The organism is Peribacillus sp. FSL R5-0717, from assembly GCF_038002945.1.
In the GTDB taxonomy this organism is placed as follows: domain Bacteria; phylum Bacillota; class Bacilli; order Bacillales; family DSM-1321; genus Peribacillus; species Peribacillus frigoritolerans.
This window is the reverse complement of the sequence record NZ_JBBOOF010000001.1, coordinates 2,162,105-2,179,448: the sequence shown is the minus strand read 5'-3', so window position 1 is coordinate 2,179,448 and position 17,344 is coordinate 2,162,105. Positions and strand designations below refer to the sequence as shown.

Sequence of the window (17,344 nt, the reverse complement as noted above, 5' to 3'; positions counted from 1 at the left end):
AATCAAGAAGGATTATCTTTTGAACTGATTGTTCTGGCTGTTCACTTTATTGATTCCATGTTGACGTTCAGCGCCAGGGCCGGCATTGCCTTTAACACTTGCTGCACTCACGGCTGCTTTAGAAGGATTATCTTTACGCTTCATTATATAAGTCACCTCCTGCCCGGTTATTTTTTACTGAACGGAGGAGAAATAACCGAAAGAATGCGGAGAAAAAAATATTTTTTCCTGTTTAATCATTGCGGAATTTCCAAATATATTCTATATTAGTAATAAGAAAAAATATTCAAAATTTTTTTGAATTAAAAATGAATGAGCATTCATTCAATAAATTGTGTAAGGGGGATATAAACTTGGTTCGACAAATACGAAAGGCTGCTGTTCTAGGGTCAGGAGTTATGGGATCAGGGATTGCTGCACACCTTGCTAACATCGGCATTCCGACTTTATTATTGGATATTGTACCTCGTGAACTCACTGAGGATGAAAAGAAAAAGGGACTGACATTAGATAATAAACAAGTGCGTAATCGCATCAGCCAAACGGCGATTACGAAACTTTTAAAACAGAAACCAGCTCCGCTTTCGGCTAAGAGAAACATCGCGTTGATCGAGGCTGGAAATCTGGAAGATGATATAAGTCGTTTAAAGGATGTCGATTGGATCATCGAAGTGGTCGTTGAGAAGCTTGAGGTTAAGCAAAGCGTATTCGCCCAGGTTGATCAGCATCGTAAACCAGGAAGCATCGTTTCATCGAATACATCCGGAATTTCAATCGAAGCGATGGCAGAAGGACGTTCGGAGGACTTTCAAAAGCACTTCCTGGGAACTCACTTCTTCAATCCGCCGCGTTATCTTAAATTGTTGGAAATCATTCCTACTAAGGAAACTTCTCCAGAAGTGCTCGAATATATGAAACGATTTGGCGAAGATGTTCTTGGAAAAGGTGTTGTCGAAGCCAAGGATACCCCCAACTTCATCGCAAACCGCATTGGAACTTATGGTTTATTGGTCACTTTGCGGGAAATGCAAAAAGGCGGATACAGTGTCGGTGAGGTCGATTCGGTTACAGGTCCGTTGATTGGAAGGGCAACTAGCGCCACTTTCCGGACACTTGACGTCGTTGGATTGGATACCTTTGCACATGTTGCCAGAAACGTTTATGACCAGGTGGACGGAGAAGAAAAAGAAGTTTTCAAGATACCTGATTTCATGAATGAAATGCTTAAGAATGGGTGGCTTGGAAGCAAGTCAGGACAAGGATTCTTCTTGAAAAAAGGCAAGGAAATCCTTGAACTGAATCCCGAAACCCTTGAATATGCTGCACGAAAAAGATTAAAAACGCCTTCCATCGAAATGGCTAAACAGGCCAAGGGCTTGGAAAATAAAATGAAAGCGCTTATTTATAGTGAAGACCGTGCCGGCCAATTGCTATGGAATGTCCTGAATCCGGCGCTTGTGTATTCTGCCCAGCTGCTTGGGGATATCGCGGATGACATCGTGGCGATCGATCAAGCGATGAAATGGGGATTTGGATGGTCCACAGGCCCATTTGAAACCTGGGATGCGATAGGTGTAGAAAAATCGGCAGCCAGAATGGAAGCGGAAGGCATCGCCGTTCCGCAATGGGTGAAGGATATGCTCGCTAAAGGCATCACGTCATTCTATAAAGAAGAAAATGGCATAGTTCACTATTATGATAATGGTGAATATAAAGAGCTTGTCGAAAATCCTAAAGTGATCAATCTTAAAGCGATCAAGAAGCAAAAAGGCGTAATTAAGAAAAACAGTGGCGCAAGCTTGATCGATATCGGCGATGGAGTGGCTCTGCTTGAATTCACTTCGCCGAATAATGCAATCGGTCTGGATATCATACAAATGATCAATGCCGCGGTTGACGAAGCGGAAGCGAATTTTAAAGGCCTGGTCATCGGAAACCAAGGAAAGAATTTCTGTGTCGGTGCTAATATTGCAATGATGCTGATGGAAGCGCAGGATGACAATATTTTTGAACTCGATATGGTCATCAGCCAATTCCAACAGGCGATGCTTAAAATTAAGTACAGTGCAGTTCCTGTAGTGGTTGCCCCGTTTAATATGACACTTGGCGGGGGTGCTGAAGTGTCCCTTCCGGCAGCGCGCATCCAGGCAACGACTGAAACGTATATGGGACTGGTGGAACCTGGTGTCGGCTTGATCCCAGGCGGCGGCGGGACTAAAGAACTTTATGTGAAGACGTTGAGGAATATGCCGAAGGGCGTTGACTTCGACTTACAGAAAGTGGCCAACCAAGTATTTGAAACGGTCGCCATGGCAAAAGTTTCGACCTCCGCCGAGGAAGCGAGAGGGAATAATTTCCTTAATTCAGCTGATGGAATAAGCGTGAATGCAGATCATCAGCTATATGATGCGAAACAGGCGGTACTTTCTATGCATGAACAAGGCTATACCGCTCCAGCCCGCACAAAGATCCCTGTCGTAGGTGAAACTGGATATGCCGCACTGCTATTAGGGGCGGAATCCATGCGCCTTTCAGGATTTTTATCTGAACATGACCTTGTCATAGCCAAAGAGCTGGCATACGTCCTGGCAGGGGGGAAACTCCCATTTGGCACGGAAGTAGAGGAACAGTATATCTTGAATCTGGAAAAACAGGCATTCCTAAAACTGATTTCGACTCCGAAATCCCAGGCAAGGATGCAGCACATGCTCGTTAAAGGTAAACCACTCCGTAATTGATGAATAGATGAAGATATGGCCAAAACGAGATCAATAGATCGATAGCTTAAAAATGAGTAAGGGGGATCCTCATGAAAGAAGCGGTAATAGTAGCTGGAGCAAGGACTCCGGTAGGAAGAGCGAAAAAAGGTTCTCTTGCTAGTGTACGCCCTGATGATTTAGGGGCTCTTGTCGTAAAGGAAACGTTAAAGCGTGCAGGGAATTATGAAGGAACGATAGATGACCTGATTATCGGTTGTGCAATGCCTGAAGCGGAACAAGGCTTGAACATGGCGCGTAACATTGGAGCATTGGCAGGATTGCCTTATACAGTACCGGCCATAACGATTAATCGTTACTGTTCAAGCGGGCTGCAAAGTATCGCATATGGAGCGGAAAGGATCATGCTCGGCCAAAGTGATACAGTCATTGCGGGCGGAGCGGAATCCATGAGCCTTTTGCCAATGATGGGCCATGTAACACGTCCGAACGCGAGACTAGCGGAAACGGCACCGGAATATTATATGGGGATGGGTCACACTGCTGAAGCCGTTGCCAAAAAATACGGCATTTCCCGTGACGATCAAGATGCATTTTCTGTTAGAAGTCATCAGAAGGCGGCTAAGGCCATTGCAGAAGGAAAGTTTTCCGATGAAATCGTACCGGTTGACGTTACCCTTCGTTCAGTGGGGCCAGATCTTAAGTTAAAGGAAAAATCATTTACTTTTACACAGGATGAGGGCGTTCGTCCAGGAACGACTGCTGAAGTGCTGAAAAAATTAAGACCTGCATTCTCCGTTACGGGATCCGTAACAGCAGGGAATTCATCACAGACGAGTGATGGTGCAGCCGCGGTCATGGTCATGGACGGGGAAAAGGCTTCTTCCTTGGGGATGAAACCGATGGGTAAGTTCCGTTCCTTTGCTGTAGCAGGAGTACCGCCTGAAATTATGGGCATCGGACCGATTGCAGCCATACCTAAAGCTTTGAAGCTAGCCGGTCTTGAATTATCGGATATTGGTTTATTTGAATTGAATGAAGCCTTTGCTTCCCAATCCATTCAAATCATTCGTGAGCTTGGATTGAATGAAGAGATTGTCAATGTAAATGGCGGAGCCATCGCCTTAGGCCATCCACTAGGATGTTCGGGAGCAAAATTGACATTAAGCCTGCTTCATGAAATGAAGCGCAGAAACCAACAGTTCGGAGTCGTGACAATGTGTATCGGCGGCGGGATGGGTGCTGCCGGAGTGTTTGAATTAATGGCGTAATCCGACCCCTTCCGGAAGCTGTCATGCTTCCGGCGGGTTTACTATCTTAAACACATAGGAGGAAATAACATGTCCAATCAAACTACAGATAACCTCATTAAAGGCGGGGCCTTTTTAATAGAAGATATTACGTATGATCAAGTGTTTACACCGGAAGATTATTCTGATGAGCATAAAATGATTGCCAAAACTTCCGAGGAATTCGTAGTGAATGAAATTCTGCCGCAGGTTGAACATTTAGAAAACCATGAGTTTGACCGTTCCGTTAAATTATTGAAGCATGCAGGTGAAATCGGTTTACTTGGTGCTGATGTTCCTGAGGAATACAGCGGATTGGGTCTCGATAAAATCAGTTCGGCATTGATTACGGAAAAAATGGCACTTGCAGGCGGTTTCGGAATTACGCATGGTGCACATGTAGGTATCGGCTCTTTGCCAATCGTATTATTCGGGAATGAAGACCAAAAGAAAAAATACCTTCCTTTACTAGCAACGGGTGAGAAGATTGCTGCGTATGCCTTAACGGAACCAAGCTCAGGTTCAGATGCCTTGGGAGCAAAAACGACAGCGAAATTGAATGCAGAAGGAACACACTATATTTTAAATGGTGAAAAACAATGGATTACAAATGCAGGTTTTGCAGATGTCTTCTGTGTATACGCCAAAATCGACGGCGAACAATTCTCCGCTTTCATTGTTGAGCGTGATTATAAAGGCGTATCAACTGGGGCTGAGGAGAAGAAAATGGGCATTAAAAGCTCATCTACACGTACTTTAATCCTCGAAGATGTTCATGTACCAGTCGAAAACCTTTTGGGTGTAGCCGGAAAAGGTCATGTCATAGCTTTCAATATCCTGAATATCGGCCGCTATAAATTAGGTGTCGGTGCTGTCGGCGGATCCAAACGTGCCCTTGAGATTACAGCTGCTTATACGAATCAACGTCAACAGTTCAAAACGAAAATTTCCGATTTTAACTTGACGAAAGAAAAACTTGCAACAATGGCAGCTAAAATTTATGCAGCAGAAAGTTCTGTATATCGTACGGTTGGCCTTTATGATCAAAGACAAAGCAAATTGACGGATGAGCAAGTGAAAGATGGGAAATCAATGGCGGCTGCAATCGCTGAGTATGCCATTGAATGTTCATTGAATAAATTCTTTGCTTCCGAAGTTTTGGATTACGTTACGGACGAAGGCGTACAGCTTCATGGCGGTTATGGTTTCATGCAGGAGTATGAAATTGAAAAAGCATATCGCGATTCCCGTATTAACCGAATCTTTGAAGGTACAAATGAAATCAATAGATTGCTTGTCCCGGGAACATTCCTGAAGAAAGCACTTAAAGGGGAATTGCCGCTACTTCAAAAAGCTCAAGGCCTGCAAGAGGAATTAATGATGATGATGCCGGAAGAACCTGGCGATGAGCCACTGGCACAAGAAAAAATGCTTGTTAGGAACGCTAAGAAAATCGGTATTCTGGCAGCTGGGCTTGCGGCACAGAAATATGGCAAAAATCTTGATCAAGAACAAGAAATCCTCTCCAACATTGCTGATATCGCATCCCTTGCCTATGCAGCTGAATCCGTGGTATTGCGTACGGAAAAAGCAATTGCAGCTACAGGTCTTGAGAAGAACAAACAAAAAGTGCTTTACACTGAAATCTTCGTTCAGGAAGCTTTCAATGAAATAGAACAGCATGCAAAGGAAACGTTAATTGCAGTGGAAACAGGCGATACTCTTCGCATCATGCTTTCGTCGCTCCGTAAGCTGACAAGACACACTCCGATCAATGTCATTGCGAAAAAACGCGAAGCATCCGTCAAAGTAATCGAAACGGAAAAATATGCTCTTTAAGCAATGAATCAGAATCCGTAAAGGGAATGCCCGTAAAGGCATTCCCTTTATTTCCTTTGATGAAATCGCATTGGAAATTCAAAAGACATTTCGTTGTATTGCGTGGTAAAAACGGGTATTCTATTGATAGGTGGTGAAATGATGGGCTTAACATTATATTGGTACCCAAAATGCGGTACATGCCGTAATGCGAAGAAGTGGCTGGATAATCATGAACTGCAATATGAAGCGATCCATATAGCGGATAATCCCCCTTCGCGAACTGAAATAGAACAACTATATAAAAACAGCAATTTGGAGTTGAAGAAGTTTTTCAATACTAGCGGTCAAAAATATCGGGAGCTGGGCTTAAAGGATAAGCTGAAAGAAGCTTCTGAAGCAGAGATGCTTGATATATTGTCCACAGATGGCATGCTTCTGAAAAGGCCGATTGTTACGGATGGCACCAAAGTGACGGTAGGATTCAAAGAAGAGCAATTCGAACAGGTTTGGAACTGAAATTTCACAAAATATTTGGTTAATTCCTTACTTAAACAAACAATCTACCTTATAATGGAATAGATAAAATAAGATGTACATATGGAGGGTTAATTATGACAACAACACCAAAAGAACTTCGTTACACTAAAGAACATGAATGGGTCAAAACGGAAGATGGAACAGTGCGCATTGGAATTACGGCATTCGCACAGTCCGAGCTAGGGGACATCGTATTCGTTGAGCTTCCGGAAATCGGCGATGAATTGAAAGCGAACGAACCATTTGGAAGCGTTGAATCCGTTAAGACCGTTTCTGAACTTTATGCACCTATCAGTGGCAAGGTTGTTGAAGTGAACGAAGATTTAAGTGACAACCCTGAATATGTAAATGAGTCTCCTTATGAAAAGGCATGGATGGTCGTGCTTGAACCATCTAATAGCAGTGATATTGAAAACTTGATGAGCGCTGAAGAGTATGAGAGTTTAATCAACGGTTAAAAAAGAAAGGAGAGGGGGGACTGAAAAGGCCTGCTCTCTTTTTCATTTGGGTGAGTTGCGCACATAATTCGTGAGATGGAGTGATGGCATGGAGTGGGGCGAATTCGATAAAGTGATCATTGTAGAAGGCAGTTCCGATAAAAGAAAAGTTGCCTCCGTTTTAAATGAAGATGTGGAAATAAGATGTACGAATGGGACCATATCATTAACTAAGCTGGATGAATTAGTGGATGAATTGTTGGGCCGTGATGTTTATCTCCTTTTTGACGCAGATGAATCAGGAGAAAAGCTGCGGAAGCAGTTCCGAAGGGAAATGCCGGAAGCGAACCACCTGTATATTAATAAAATGTACAAAGAAGTGGAGAGCTCACCCGAACATCATATCGCAACTGTGCTCCTATCTGCCAATATGAATGTGAAAATGAAATTTTTAAGTCAAAGGGTGAACGACTAATTGATGCAGGAATGGAAAGAAGAAGAGTGTAAGCTTGCTGTTGAAAATGGGGAAACCTTTTGCTTATATTTATATACACCTTTATGCGGAACCTGCCAGGTGGCCTCCAAGATGCTGACGATATCCTTGGAGCTTTTTCCCGAATTGAAGGCAGGCAAAATGAATATGAACTATATCCAAGCAATTGCCGAATCATATGAAATCGAAAGTGTTCCTTGCTTATTGCTTTTCAAAGAAGGGCAGCTGCACAAGAAAATATATGCCTTTCAATCCGTTCCTTATTTGTACGGATTGCTTAAGGAAATCAGTTAGGAAACCAATCAGAACCGCGGTTGGTTTTCTTTGTTGCTGACATTTGAATGAGAGTAGGAAATAAACAAAGAATATTCTAACAATTCATTGACTGATTTAATCTAAAATGGTATATTTTGAATTAAGTAATGGCAGAATTTAATAGTTCTTATCAAGAGTGGCGGAGGGACTGGCCCGACGAAGCCCGGCAACCGGTATAAATTTTTATATACGGTGCTAATTCCAGCAGAGTGTTGGCTCTGGTAGATGAGGTGTGTTCTTGAAACCTCTTCTTATAGAAGTGGTTTTTTTGTTTATAAAAAGCCAGATTTCATATAAATCCAACTAAATCCATAGAAAAAAGGTGAAATTATATGTCAGAGAAAAAGTTGCGTTTCGAAACATTGAGTGTTCATGGCGGTCTGCAAGCTGATGAAACAGGTGCCCGTGCCGTTCCTATCTACCAAAGCAATGCATACTTGTTCAAGGACACCGACCATGCAGCGAATTTATTTGGCCTAAAGGAAAATGGCTATATATATACACGGCTTCATAATCCCACGGTCAGTGTTTTTGAGGAAAGAATGGCCTTATTGGAAGGCGGTATCGGCGGATTGGCAACGGCAAGCGGAATGGCCGCCATCTCACTTTCAATCCTGAATATCGCTGCTGCAGGGGATGAGATTGTTTCAGCCTCAACATTATATGGCGGTACGTATAACCTTTTCGAAAACACTCTTCCTAAATATGGGATCAAAGTGAAGTTTGTTTCTCCCGATGACCCTGAGAATTTTAAAAGGGCGATTACACCAAGAACTAAAGCCATTTTTGCTGAAACGATAGGAAATCCAAGTTTGAGGGTGCTCGATATTGAAGCGGTAGCGGAAATCGCCCACGAAGCCGGCATACCTTTAATCATTGATAATACCTTCGCGACACCGTATCTTTGCAGACCAATTGATTTTGGAGCGGATATTGTCATCCATTCCGCTACAAAATGGCTTCTTGGAAATGGAACGACGCTAGGCGGTGTCATCGTGGATGGAGGGAAATTCGATTGGAACTCGCCGAACTATCCTGGCTTCACGGAGCCTGACCCAAGTTACGACGGTCTGGTATACGCCGAGGCAGTTGGCCCTGCCGCATTCATAACGAAAGCCCGGGTCCAGTTACTCCGTGATTTGGGCCCTGCGCTAAGTGCCCAAAGTGCATTCCAGTTTACGCTTGGACTTGAAACGCTGCATGTAAGGATGAAAGAGCATCTATCAAACACCAAGTCTGTCATTCAATATTTAAAAAACCATCCTGCCGTGACCTGGGTTTCACATCCTGGTGATGAGGATCATCCCGATAAAGCCCTTGCGGATAAATATTTGCCAAAGGGAGCTGGATCTGTCGTCACATTTGGGATTCAAGGTAATCGCGAAGCTGGGGCAAAACTTATCAATTCGGTGGAATTATGGTCCCATGTGGCGAATGTAGGGGATGCGAAGAGCTTGATCATCCACCCAGCAAGTACGACCCATCAACAATTGAATGAGGCGGGTCTTGCGAAAGCGGGTGTAAGTGCCGATCAAGTCCGTTTATCGATTGGGATTGAAAATGTAGACGACTTAATAGAAGATTTGGAGCAGGCAATTGAAAAGGCGACGAAAATCGTCTCCTTGACTTCCAAAACGCTTTAAGCAAAGTTCCTGTTCATTCTTGTACTAGAAATAATATACATTGCGCTCCTTTTTTATCTATGATAAAATTTCTCCATACTAAAGAACTTAATGATGTACAAATATTCTATATATTAGCTCTTATCAAGAGAGGTGGAGGGATGTGCCCGATGAAACCCGGCAACCGACAAGGAGATTTCCTTGGAAAGGTGCCAATTCACACAAAGTTTAATCACTTTGGAAGATGAGAGGAAGGCCTGTTTCTTCACCTGCCTTTCTGCTCATGCAGAAAGGTTTTTTCTATTTTAATTGGGAAAACTTTTACATGATAGGAGAAACAGACTAATAATGTAGAGAAATCAACTAAGTTCATAGGTTTTATTGGATAAAAGAGGTGAGGGTTAATGATTACATTGACGAAAGTCAGTAAGCTGTTCCGAACAGGAAAAGGAAACAGTGAGACGATCAAGGCTGTAAATAATGTGAATGTTGAAATAAATAAAGGCGAGATTTTCGGGATCATCGGTTACAGTGGAGCGGGGAAAAGTACTTTGATCAGAATGCTCAATGGATTGGAAACACCGACAGAGGGATCCGTTGTGGTGGCTGAAAAGGAAATTTCAAAAATTAAAGGGGCTCAGCTCCGTAAGGCCCGTCAAGAAATCAGCATGATTTTCCAGCATTTCAATCTATTATGGTCAAGGACCGTTCAGGAGAATATATCTTTCCCGTTGGAAATTGCAGGAGTTTCTAAACCTGAACGCACCAAGCGTGTGAACGAATTGATCAAGTTAGTCGGACTTGAAGGCAGGGAAAAGGCTTATCCTTCGCAATTAAGCGGAGGGCAAAAGCAAAGGGTGGGAATAGCCAGGGCTCTGGCAAATGACCCTAAAGTGCTGCTGTGTGATGAAGCGACTTCTGCATTGGATCCGCAGACTACCGACTCCATACTCGAATTGCTTGTTGACATCAATCAGCGTTTGGGATTGACGATCGTCTTGATTACGCATGAAATGCATGTAATACGTAAAATCTGCCATCGCGTCGCCGTGATGGAAAGCGGGCAGGTTGTTGAACAAGGTCCTGTCCTGGATGTCTTCAAGAATCCTAAAGAACAAATGACGAAGCGTTTCGTGCAACAGGTAACGGAACCGGAAGAAACAAAAGAAACGATGGACCATTTGCTCGAACGCTATCCAGCAGGCAAAGTGATTCAATTGACCTTTGTAGGTGATCATGCAGAAAGCCCATTGATTACCAAGCTTGTACGTAACTTCGAGTTGGATGTCAATATCGTTCAAGGTAAGATATCCCAAACAAGAAGCGGTTCATATGGAACATTGTTTATCCATCTAGATGGTAAAGAGGATGAAATGCTCCGCGCAATCGAATTCATTAAAGCACAGCAGGTAGGCGTGGAGGTGATTACTCATGCTTGAAGAATTATTGCCGAATGTTGATTGGGAAGACATCGTTGAAGCTACGAAAGAAACGCTTTACATGACAAGCGTCTCTGTAGTGGCAACCTTTTTTATAGGCATAATACTAGGATTGATCCTTTTCCTGACAGGGAAGGGTAATATGTGGCAAAACCGGGCTGTTAACGGGGTCATGAGTGCTGTCGTCAATATATTCCGTTCCATTCCATTTCTTATTTTGATCGTGCTGCTCATTCCTTTCACTAAAGCGCTTGTCGGTTCCATGATCGGTGAGAACGCTGCACTGCCGGCACTTATTATCGGTGCTGCCCCATTTTATGCGCGTATGGTTGAAATCGGCCTTCGTGAAATCGATAAAGGTGTAATTGAAGCCGCTAAATCGATGGGGGCAAAAACGAGCACGATCATTTGGAAGGTCCTTCTTCCAGAGTCGATGCCTGCCCTTATTTCCGGGATTACGGTAACATCGATTGCATTGGTTGGATATACCGCAATGGCCGGTGTCATCGGCGCTGGCGGGCTTGGTAATCTAGCCTATTTGGACGGCTATCAAAGAAATCAAAATGACGTTACGTTTGTAGCGACAATCGTTATTCTAATTATCGTCTTCATAATTCAAATTATTGGAGATGTGATTACATCTAAATTGGACAAAAGATAAAGGGAGATGAATAGGATGAAAAAGTTTTTAGGATTTGCATTAATCTTAGTGTTATCTATCGCTTTGGCTGCTTGCGGAAGTGAAAAGGATAAAAGCGGCAGTGATACGGATAAAGAATCGAAGAAAATAGTTGTAGGGGCATCCAATGTTCCTCATGCAGAAATCCTTGAGGAAGCTAAACCGCTTCTTAAAGAAAAAGGAATCGATTTGGAAATTGAAACGTTCCAGGACTATGTTTTACCGAATAAGGCGTTGAATGATAAGGAATTGGATGCTAACTACTTTCAACACATTCCATATTTAGAGGGGCAAATTAAAGAAAATGGATATGACTTCGTCAATGCTGGCGGAATCCATATCGAGCCGATTGCTCTATATTCACAAAAATATAAAAGCATTGATAAACTTCCGGAAGGCGCAACAATTATTATGAGCAGCTCTGTTGCTGATCATGGACGCGCTTTATCCCTTTTGGAAAAGAATGGCCTGATCACTTTGAAAGAAGGCATCGATAAAACGACAGCTACAACGAAAGACATCGTTGAAAATAAGAAAAACCTTAAATTCGATGCAGATTATGAAGCGGCCCTGCTTCCTAAAATTTATGAGAGCGGCGAAGGCGATGCAGTCTTGATCAACTCCAACTATGCAATTGACGCCGGTTTGAATCCGCTTGAAGATTCAATTGCGATTGAAGATTCTGAATCACCTTATGTGAACGTCATTGCCGTAAACAAAGGTGACGAAAATAAAGAAGCAATCAAAGCGCTTGTAGAAGTATTGCATTCTAAAGAAATTCAAGATTTCATTCTTAAAGAATACAAAGGTGCAGTTGTACCGGCGGATAAATAATTCGAGAATGGCGGCCTGGTTTAATTCAGGTCGCAGTTTAAAAAGGTTTCGGAATGGTCTCATTCCGAAACCTTTTTTTTATTGGATTTGAATCATAATAGCCCTCTATATTTGTTATTGAGTGCCGATGGGCAGGGATAACAACCAAAACGCTCATATTACACATAGCCATGGTTGCGGAATCTGTGTCAACAGCTTAGGTTTTATTCATGTATGCTTCAGCAGTCAGTAACGGATTTGTGTTGGGACGATAATAACACCCGGAAATAATCGATTAAGAGCCTCTGATTGAACAAATGATTCATAAAGCTGCCGAACTTAGAGAAGTGAAGCACTTTATCACGGAAATCCTAACCGGCATTGAACGGAATATAGAATGTAGGTGAAAGTGATTCTATCTGATTGTGTAGTCTTAGTGGATTGGAACGGAAGGTACGAGACTCCTGCGGGAAAAGCGAGTCAAGGGGAGGCACCGCAGGCGCAAAAGCGCCGAGGAGGCTTCCGGACCGCCCGCGGAAAGCGAGTGCCTGAAGTGGAAAGTAACGTTCAAATTTTGAAAACGTAAAAATCTAAAAAACTGTAGACAAACTAAAAATTATGAGCGACGCATTATGTAAAAGCTGAACGGACAAACCAGCTCGCTATAATGATGATCCAGGTTGTTTCAGTCTGCGTCTTAATTTATTTCCTTTCATGTTTAATCAGGAAAGGAAAGGGTATAGAGATAATGAAGGTGAAAAAATGATACACAAATTTGAAAGGATGGTTCACTATCAATACTCTGGATTTAAATGTAACAAGCGAAATGGAAAAGGCGATGCAGTCTTCACATGGGATTGGCTACAGTGAGTACAGTAGAGACTTAGACCTCCGTATCGAGGTTGAGAAAGAACGGGATAGGGAACATGTAAAGTGCAACAAAATGGTCCAGGACCTACAACGCAAAATTCACGGCTAAGCATATAAAAGAATTCTTTAAAAGATCGGTCTGTAGAGGTAAAATGGAAAGTGGTCCATAAAATAAGGGTTTCCTTATTGGATAAACTTACATAATACCTGACAGTCCGATTTTTTTTTTAAGCGGAACGTTCATACCTTGCAATCGAATCCTTTGAACATATAGTAATAAGGACGAAGATTTGCCGAATAATAAGATAATTTTAACAAAAGCTAAAATAAGTATGAATATGCAGTAAACAGGCCATATCTGTTAGTATTGTAAGAATCGGACAGGTTTTTAACATGGCCGAAGTAGAAACCCTTATCTATTTAGTTGATTCCAAATTGGATTTGTTATAAAATTGGAATGAGAATAAAGTGAGAATGCTTTTACGGAAATTATAGTAATGAAAGTAATCTTTACTTTCTGGTAATAAAATTGGAATTAGTTCACGGAGGTATTATTATGTCAGCTTCTACATTAACGGTTAAAGATCTGCACGTATCAATTGAAGGCAAAGAGATTTTAAAAGGGGTAAACCTTGAAGTTAAAGGTGGGGAAATCCATGCGATCATGGGACCAAATGGAACTGGTAAATCAACTTTATCATCAGCAATCATGGGTCACCCTAAATATGAGGTAACTAGCGGAAGCATCACATTCGATGGTGAAGATGTATTGGAGATGGAAGTAGACGAGCGCGCTCGTGTCGGTCTATTCCTAGCTATGCAATATCCAAGTGAAATCAGCGGTGTTACAAATGCAGACTTCTTACGTTCTTCCATTAACGCACGCCGTGAAGAAGGCGATGAAATTTCATTGATGAAATTCATCCGTCAAATGGACCAAAAAATGGAATTCCTTGAAATGGATGAAGATATGGCGCAACGCTATTTAAATGAAGGTTTCTCAGGCGGAGAGAAAAAACGCAACGAGATTCTTCAATTAATGATGATCCAACCTAAAATTGCAATCTTGGATGAGATTGATTCAGGTCTAGATATCGATGCACTTAAAGTCGTTTCAAAAGGAATCAACGAAATGCGCGGAGAAGACTTTGGATGCTTGATCATCACTCACTACCAACGTCTATTAAATTACATCACTCCTGATTTTGTACATGTAATGATGCAAGGACGTGTCGTAAAATCAGGCGGTCCTGAACTTGCTGCCCGCTTGGAAGCGGAAGGTTATGACTGGATTAAACAAGAATTGGGCATTGAAGACGAAACTGTTGGCGAAGAAGCGTAAGTAGGAGGATTTGCAATGACTACAGAAACGAAATTACCGTTTGAACAAGAGGATATAAGCTCCTATTCAACTAAAAATAATGATCCAGCTTGGCTATCCGAGCTTCGGATTCAAGCGTTTTCTGAATTAGAAAAGCTCCCGATGCCAAAGCCGGATAAAACGAAAATCGATAAATGGAATTTCACTTCTTTCCAAACTCATACGGTTGAGAGTGAAGCTTTTGCCTCTTTAGAGGAGCTTCCGGAAGAAATTAAGTCCATCATTGAAGAAAATGAAAACTTATACATCCAACGCAATAATACGCCGGCACATATCAATCTGTCAGCAAATGTGAAAGAACAAGGCGTCATTTTTACGGATATTTTATCAGCGGCTCGTGATCATGCTGAGCTCGTGCAAAAATATTTCATGAAAGACGGCGTTAAAATAGATGAGCATCGTTTAACAGCGCTTCATGCTGCATTGGTTAATGGGGGAGCATTCCTTTATGTTCCGAAAAATGTAGAAATCAAAGAGCCGATTCAATCGGTATTCCTTTTGGATAATCCGGATACTACACTTTTCAATCATGTCTTGATCGTAGCTGAAGATAATAGCTCTGTCACATATGTAGAGAACTATTTCTCAACCGTTGAGTCTAACGAAGGTGTTGCCAACATCGTAACTGAAGTATTTGCAAATGCGAATGCCAAAGTCCAATATGGTGCGGTCGATACCCTTTCAAAAGGCTTCACGACATATGTTAACCGCCGTGGAGTGGCAGGACGTGACGCACGTATTGAGTGGGCGCTTGGCCTGATGAACGACGGAAATACGATTTCAGATAATACAACATATCTAATGGGCGATGGCTCTCACGGTGATACAAAAACCGTTGTAGTCGGACGCGGGGAACAAAAGCAGAACTTCACGACAGCCATCATTCATTATGGCAAACGCTCTGAGGGTTATATCCTTAAGCACGGTGTCATGAAAGAATCCGCATCCTCCATTTTTAATGGAATTGGGAAAATAGAGTATGGTGCTACAAAGGCCAATGCTGAACAAGAGTCACGTGTATTGATGTTAAGTGAAAAAGCACGCGGAGACGCCAATCCGATCCTCTTGATCGATGAAGATGATGTAACGGCTGGTCATGCTGCTTCAGTCGGCCGTGTCGACCCGCTACAACTGTATTATTTAATGAGCCGTGGTATTACGAAGAAAGAAGCAGAAAGACTTGTCATTCACGGATTCTTGGCCCCTGTTGTTAACGAGCTTCCAATTGAGGGAGTCAAAAAACAATTAGTAGCGGTCATTGAAAGGAAAGTACAGTAATGAACCCATACGAAATTCGTAAGCTTTTTCCAATATTAGATCAAGAAGTCAATGGTCAGCCATTAGTTTATTTAGATAGTGCTGCAACCTCTCAAAAACCGGCTGCAGTGATTGAAGCGATTGAGCAATATTACCGCGGCTATAACTCGAATGTTCACCGCGGGGTGCATACACTAGGAACAAAAGCTACGGATGCGTATGAAGGTGCTCGTGAAAAGGTACGTAAATTCATTAATGCTTCTTCTACAGAAGAAATCATCTTTACCAGAGGCACAACGACTGCTTTAAATACTGTAGCAAGAAGTTACGGTGGTGCAAATATTAAAGAGGGTGACGAAATCGTCATCTCTTACATGGAGCATCACAGTAATATCATTCCGTGGCAGCAGCTTGCCAAAGAAAAAGGCGCTGTATTGAAGTATATTCCGCTTCAGGAGGATGGCACTATTTCCGTTGACGATGCAAGGGCTACAATTACGGAAGCAACGAAAATCGTGTCCATCATGCAGGTTTCGAATGTGCTTGGCGTTATCAATCCTGTGAAAGAAATCGCCCAAATTGCCCATGATCACAATGCTGTAATGGTAGTCGACGGGGCACAAAGCACGCCGCATCTAAAAGTGGATGTCCGTGATTTGGATTGTGATTTCTTTGCCTTCTCAGGTCATAAAATGGTCGGTCCAACGGGCATCGGCGCATTATATGGCAAGAAAGATCTTCTGGAAAAAATGGAACCGATCGAATTCGGCGGAGAGATGATTGATTTTGTAGGTTTGTATGAGTCTACATGGAAAGAACTCCCGTGGAAATTCGAAGGCGGTACCCCAATCATCGCCGGCGCCATCGGCATGGGGGCTGCCATTGATTTCTTGGAGGAAATCGGTTTGGATAATATTGAACGGCATGAACATAAGCTCGCCGCTTATGCAATGGAGAAAATGTCAGCAGTTGAAGGGCTGACCATTTACGGTCCTAAAGATGCAGAAAAGCGTGCTGGTGTAATAACCTTTAATATTGATGACGTACATCCACATGATGTCGCTACCGTTCTTGATGCAGATGGAATTGCTGTCCGTGCCGGTCACCACTGCGCACAGCCATTAATGAAATGGCTTGACGTTTCAGCGACAGCAAGAGCAAGTTTCTATCTATATAACACGGAAGAAGATATTGATAAGCTTGTGTCCGGGCTTGTTAAAACGAAGGAGTATTTCAGTAATGTCTTTTGATAACCTTGATACACTTTACCGTCAAGTCATTATGGATCACTATAAGAAACCTCGTAATAAGGGCATGCTAGAAGATGGAAGCATGACAATCGATATGAATAATCCAACTTGCGGCGATCGGATTCGTTTAACGATGAAGATTGAAGACGGCAAGGTCAGCGATGTTAAATTCGATGGTGATGGTTGTTCGATATCGATGAGTTCGGCTTCCATGATGACGCAAGCCATTAAGGGCAAAGACGTTGATACTGCCCTAGCGATGTCCGAGACTTTTTCCTTAATGATTCAGGGAAAAGAATACGACGATGAGATGGACCTTGGGGATATTGAAGCCCTTCAGGGTGTTTCTAAATTTCCCGCCCGAATCAAGTGTGCTACCCTAGCTTGGAAAGCCATGGAAAAGGGATTGAAGGAATAATTAAAT

General features: G+C 42.6%; 16 protein-coding genes and 2 riboswitches. Of the genes, 15 read left to right on the top strand and 1 reads right to left on the bottom strand.

The window, feature by feature from the left end; translation table 11 throughout:
- Positions 1-12: 12 nt before the first annotated feature.
- Entirely contained in the window at positions 13-147 is a 135-nt protein-coding gene (locus NYE65_RS10690; protein WP_072273724.1) for a YuzL family protein, read from the bottom strand.
- Between the two features lie 206 nt (positions 148-353).
- On the opposite strand from NYE65_RS10690, the gene NYE65_RS10685 reads away from it, so the two are divergent.
- The 15 genes from NYE65_RS10685 to sufU all read left to right on the top strand — a co-directional run bounded on the left by NYE65_RS10685 (position 354) and on the right by sufU (position 17,338).
- On the top strand, positions 354-2,738 hold the full coding sequence (locus NYE65_RS10685) for a 3-hydroxyacyl-CoA dehydrogenase/enoyl-CoA hydratase family protein (protein WP_340860912.1): 2,385 nt from the start codon (positions 354-356) through the stop codon (positions 2,736-2,738).
- A 71-nt stretch (positions 2,739-2,809) separates the two neighbouring features.
- Positions 2,810-3,988, top strand: coding sequence for an acetyl-CoA C-acetyltransferase (locus NYE65_RS10680; protein ID WP_048688201.1), 1,179 nt, complete (start codon positions 2,810-2,812; stop codon positions 3,986-3,988).
- 69 nt (positions 3,989-4,057) lie between these two features.
- Positions 4,058-5,845, top strand: a complete 1,788-nt coding sequence (locus NYE65_RS10675) for an acyl-CoA dehydrogenase family protein (protein WP_063589759.1) — start codon at positions 4,058-4,060, stop codon at positions 5,843-5,845.
- A gap of 141 nt (positions 5,846-5,986) precedes the next feature.
- Positions 5,987-6,343 carry an arsenate reductase family protein gene (locus tag NYE65_RS10670; protein WP_034310119.1) on the top strand — a complete coding sequence of 119 codons (357 nt, stop codon included), beginning with the start codon at positions 5,987-5,989 and terminating at the stop codon, positions 6,341-6,343.
- Between the two features lie 95 nt (positions 6,344-6,438).
- Positions 6,439-6,822: a glycine cleavage system protein GcvH gene (gene gcvH / locus NYE65_RS10665; RefSeq protein ID WP_034310122.1), complete on the top strand. Its 384-nt coding sequence runs from the start codon at positions 6,439-6,441 to the stop codon at positions 6,820-6,822.
- Between the two features lie 88 nt (positions 6,823-6,910).
- The gene (locus tag NYE65_RS10660; RefSeq protein ID WP_328177768.1) at positions 6,911-7,276 is read left to right on the top strand and encodes a toprim domain-containing protein; all 366 of its coding nucleotides are present in this window, start codon (positions 6,911-6,913) and stop codon (positions 7,274-7,276) included.
- Positions 7,277-7,279: 3 nt separating this feature from the next.
- Positions 7,280-7,588, top strand: a complete 309-nt coding sequence (locus NYE65_RS10655) for a thioredoxin family protein (protein WP_053537408.1) — start codon at positions 7,280-7,282, stop codon at positions 7,586-7,588.
- Between the two features lie 145 nt (positions 7,589-7,733).
- Positions 7,734-7,841, top strand: a riboswitch (SAM riboswitch).
- A gap of 100 nt (positions 7,842-7,941) precedes the next feature.
- Positions 7,942-9,252, top strand: coding sequence for an O-acetylhomoserine aminocarboxypropyltransferase/cysteine synthase family protein (locus NYE65_RS10650; protein WP_340860911.1), 1,311 nt, complete (start codon positions 7,942-7,944; stop codon positions 9,250-9,252).
- A gap of 117 nt (positions 9,253-9,369) precedes the next feature.
- Positions 9,370-9,482, top strand: a riboswitch (SAM riboswitch).
- A 153-nt stretch (positions 9,483-9,635) separates the two neighbouring features.
- Complete coding sequence (locus NYE65_RS10645) at positions 9,636-10,670, top strand: methionine ABC transporter ATP-binding protein (RefSeq protein WP_048688213.1); 1,035 nt, start codon at positions 9,636-9,638, stop codon at positions 10,668-10,670.
- Positions 10,663-11,331: a methionine ABC transporter permease gene (locus tag NYE65_RS10640; protein ID WP_340860910.1), complete on the top strand. Its 669-nt coding sequence runs from the start codon at positions 10,663-10,665 to the stop codon at positions 11,329-11,331. Before NYE65_RS10645 ends, NYE65_RS10640 begins: the two co-directional genes overlap by 8 nt.
- 15 nt (positions 11,332-11,346) lie before the next feature.
- Positions 11,347-12,183 carry a MetQ/NlpA family ABC transporter substrate-binding protein gene (locus NYE65_RS10635; protein WP_034310133.1) on the top strand — a complete coding sequence of 279 codons (837 nt, stop codon included), beginning with the start codon at positions 11,347-11,349 and terminating at the stop codon, positions 12,181-12,183.
- A gap of 1,405 nt (positions 12,184-13,588) precedes the next feature.
- On the top strand, positions 13,589-14,374 hold the full coding sequence (gene sufC / locus NYE65_RS10630; RefSeq protein WP_034310141.1) for a Fe-S cluster assembly ATPase SufC: 786 nt from the start codon (positions 13,589-13,591) through the stop codon (positions 14,372-14,374).
- A gap of 15 nt (positions 14,375-14,389) precedes the next feature.
- Entirely contained in the window at positions 14,390-15,691 is a 1,302-nt protein-coding gene (gene sufD / locus NYE65_RS10625; protein WP_034310144.1) for a Fe-S cluster assembly protein SufD, read from the top strand.
- Entirely contained in the window at positions 15,691-16,920 is a 1,230-nt protein-coding gene (locus tag NYE65_RS10620; protein ID WP_048688225.1) for a cysteine desulfurase, read from the top strand. Before sufD ends, NYE65_RS10620 begins: the two co-directional genes overlap by 1 nt.
- Complete coding sequence (sufU, locus tag NYE65_RS10615) at positions 16,910-17,338, top strand: Fe-S cluster assembly sulfur transfer protein SufU (RefSeq protein WP_034310148.1); 429 nt, start codon at positions 16,910-16,912, stop codon at positions 17,336-17,338. The genes NYE65_RS10620 and sufU overlap by 11 nt, the downstream gene beginning before the upstream one ends.
- The last annotated feature ends 6 nt before the right edge of the window (positions 17,339-17,344 follow it).

Bases quoted from the DNA above. Each gene is read 5' to 3' on its own strand.
- NYE65_RS10620 (WP_048688225.1), top strand. From the start codon at position 15,691: ATGAACCCATACGAAATTCGTAAGCTTTTTCCAATATTAGATCAAGAA.
- NYE65_RS10670 (WP_034310119.1), top strand. From the start codon at position 5,987: ATGGGCTTAACATTATATTGGTACCCAAAATGCGGTACATGCCGTAAT.
- NYE65_RS10680 (WP_048688201.1), top strand. From the start codon at position 2,810: ATGAAAGAAGCGGTAATAGTAGCTGGAGCAAGGACTCCGGTAGGAAGA.
- NYE65_RS10660 (WP_328177768.1), top strand. From the start codon at position 6,911: ATGGAGTGGGGCGAATTCGATAAAGTGATCATTGTAGAAGGCAGTTCC.
- gcvH (WP_034310122.1), top strand. From the start codon at position 6,439: ATGACAACAACACCAAAAGAACTTCGTTACACTAAAGAACATGAATGG.
- sufC (WP_034310141.1), top strand. From the start codon at position 13,589: ATGTCAGCTTCTACATTAACGGTTAAAGATCTGCACGTATCAATTGAA.
- NYE65_RS10640 (WP_340860910.1), top strand. From the start codon at position 10,663: ATGCTTGAAGAATTATTGCCGAATGTTGATTGGGAAGACATCGTTGAA.
- sufU (WP_034310148.1), top strand. From the start codon at position 16,910: ATGTCTTTTGATAACCTTGATACACTTTACCGTCAAGTCATTATGGAT.
- NYE65_RS10635 (WP_034310133.1), top strand. From the start codon at position 11,347: ATGAAAAAGTTTTTAGGATTTGCATTAATCTTAGTGTTATCTATCGCT.
- NYE65_RS10650 (WP_340860911.1), top strand. From the start codon at position 7,942: ATGTCAGAGAAAAAGTTGCGTTTCGAAACATTGAGTGTTCATGGCGGT.
- NYE65_RS10645 (WP_048688213.1), top strand. From the start codon at position 9,636: ATGATTACATTGACGAAAGTCAGTAAGCTGTTCCGAACAGGAAAAGGA.
- sufD (WP_034310144.1), top strand. From the start codon at position 14,390: ATGACTACAGAAACGAAATTACCGTTTGAACAAGAGGATATAAGCTCC.
- NYE65_RS10655 (WP_053537408.1), top strand. From the start codon at position 7,280: ATGCAGGAATGGAAAGAAGAAGAGTGTAAGCTTGCTGTTGAAAATGGG.
- NYE65_RS10675 (WP_063589759.1), top strand. From the start codon at position 4,058: ATGTCCAATCAAACTACAGATAACCTCATTAAAGGCGGGGCCTTTTTA.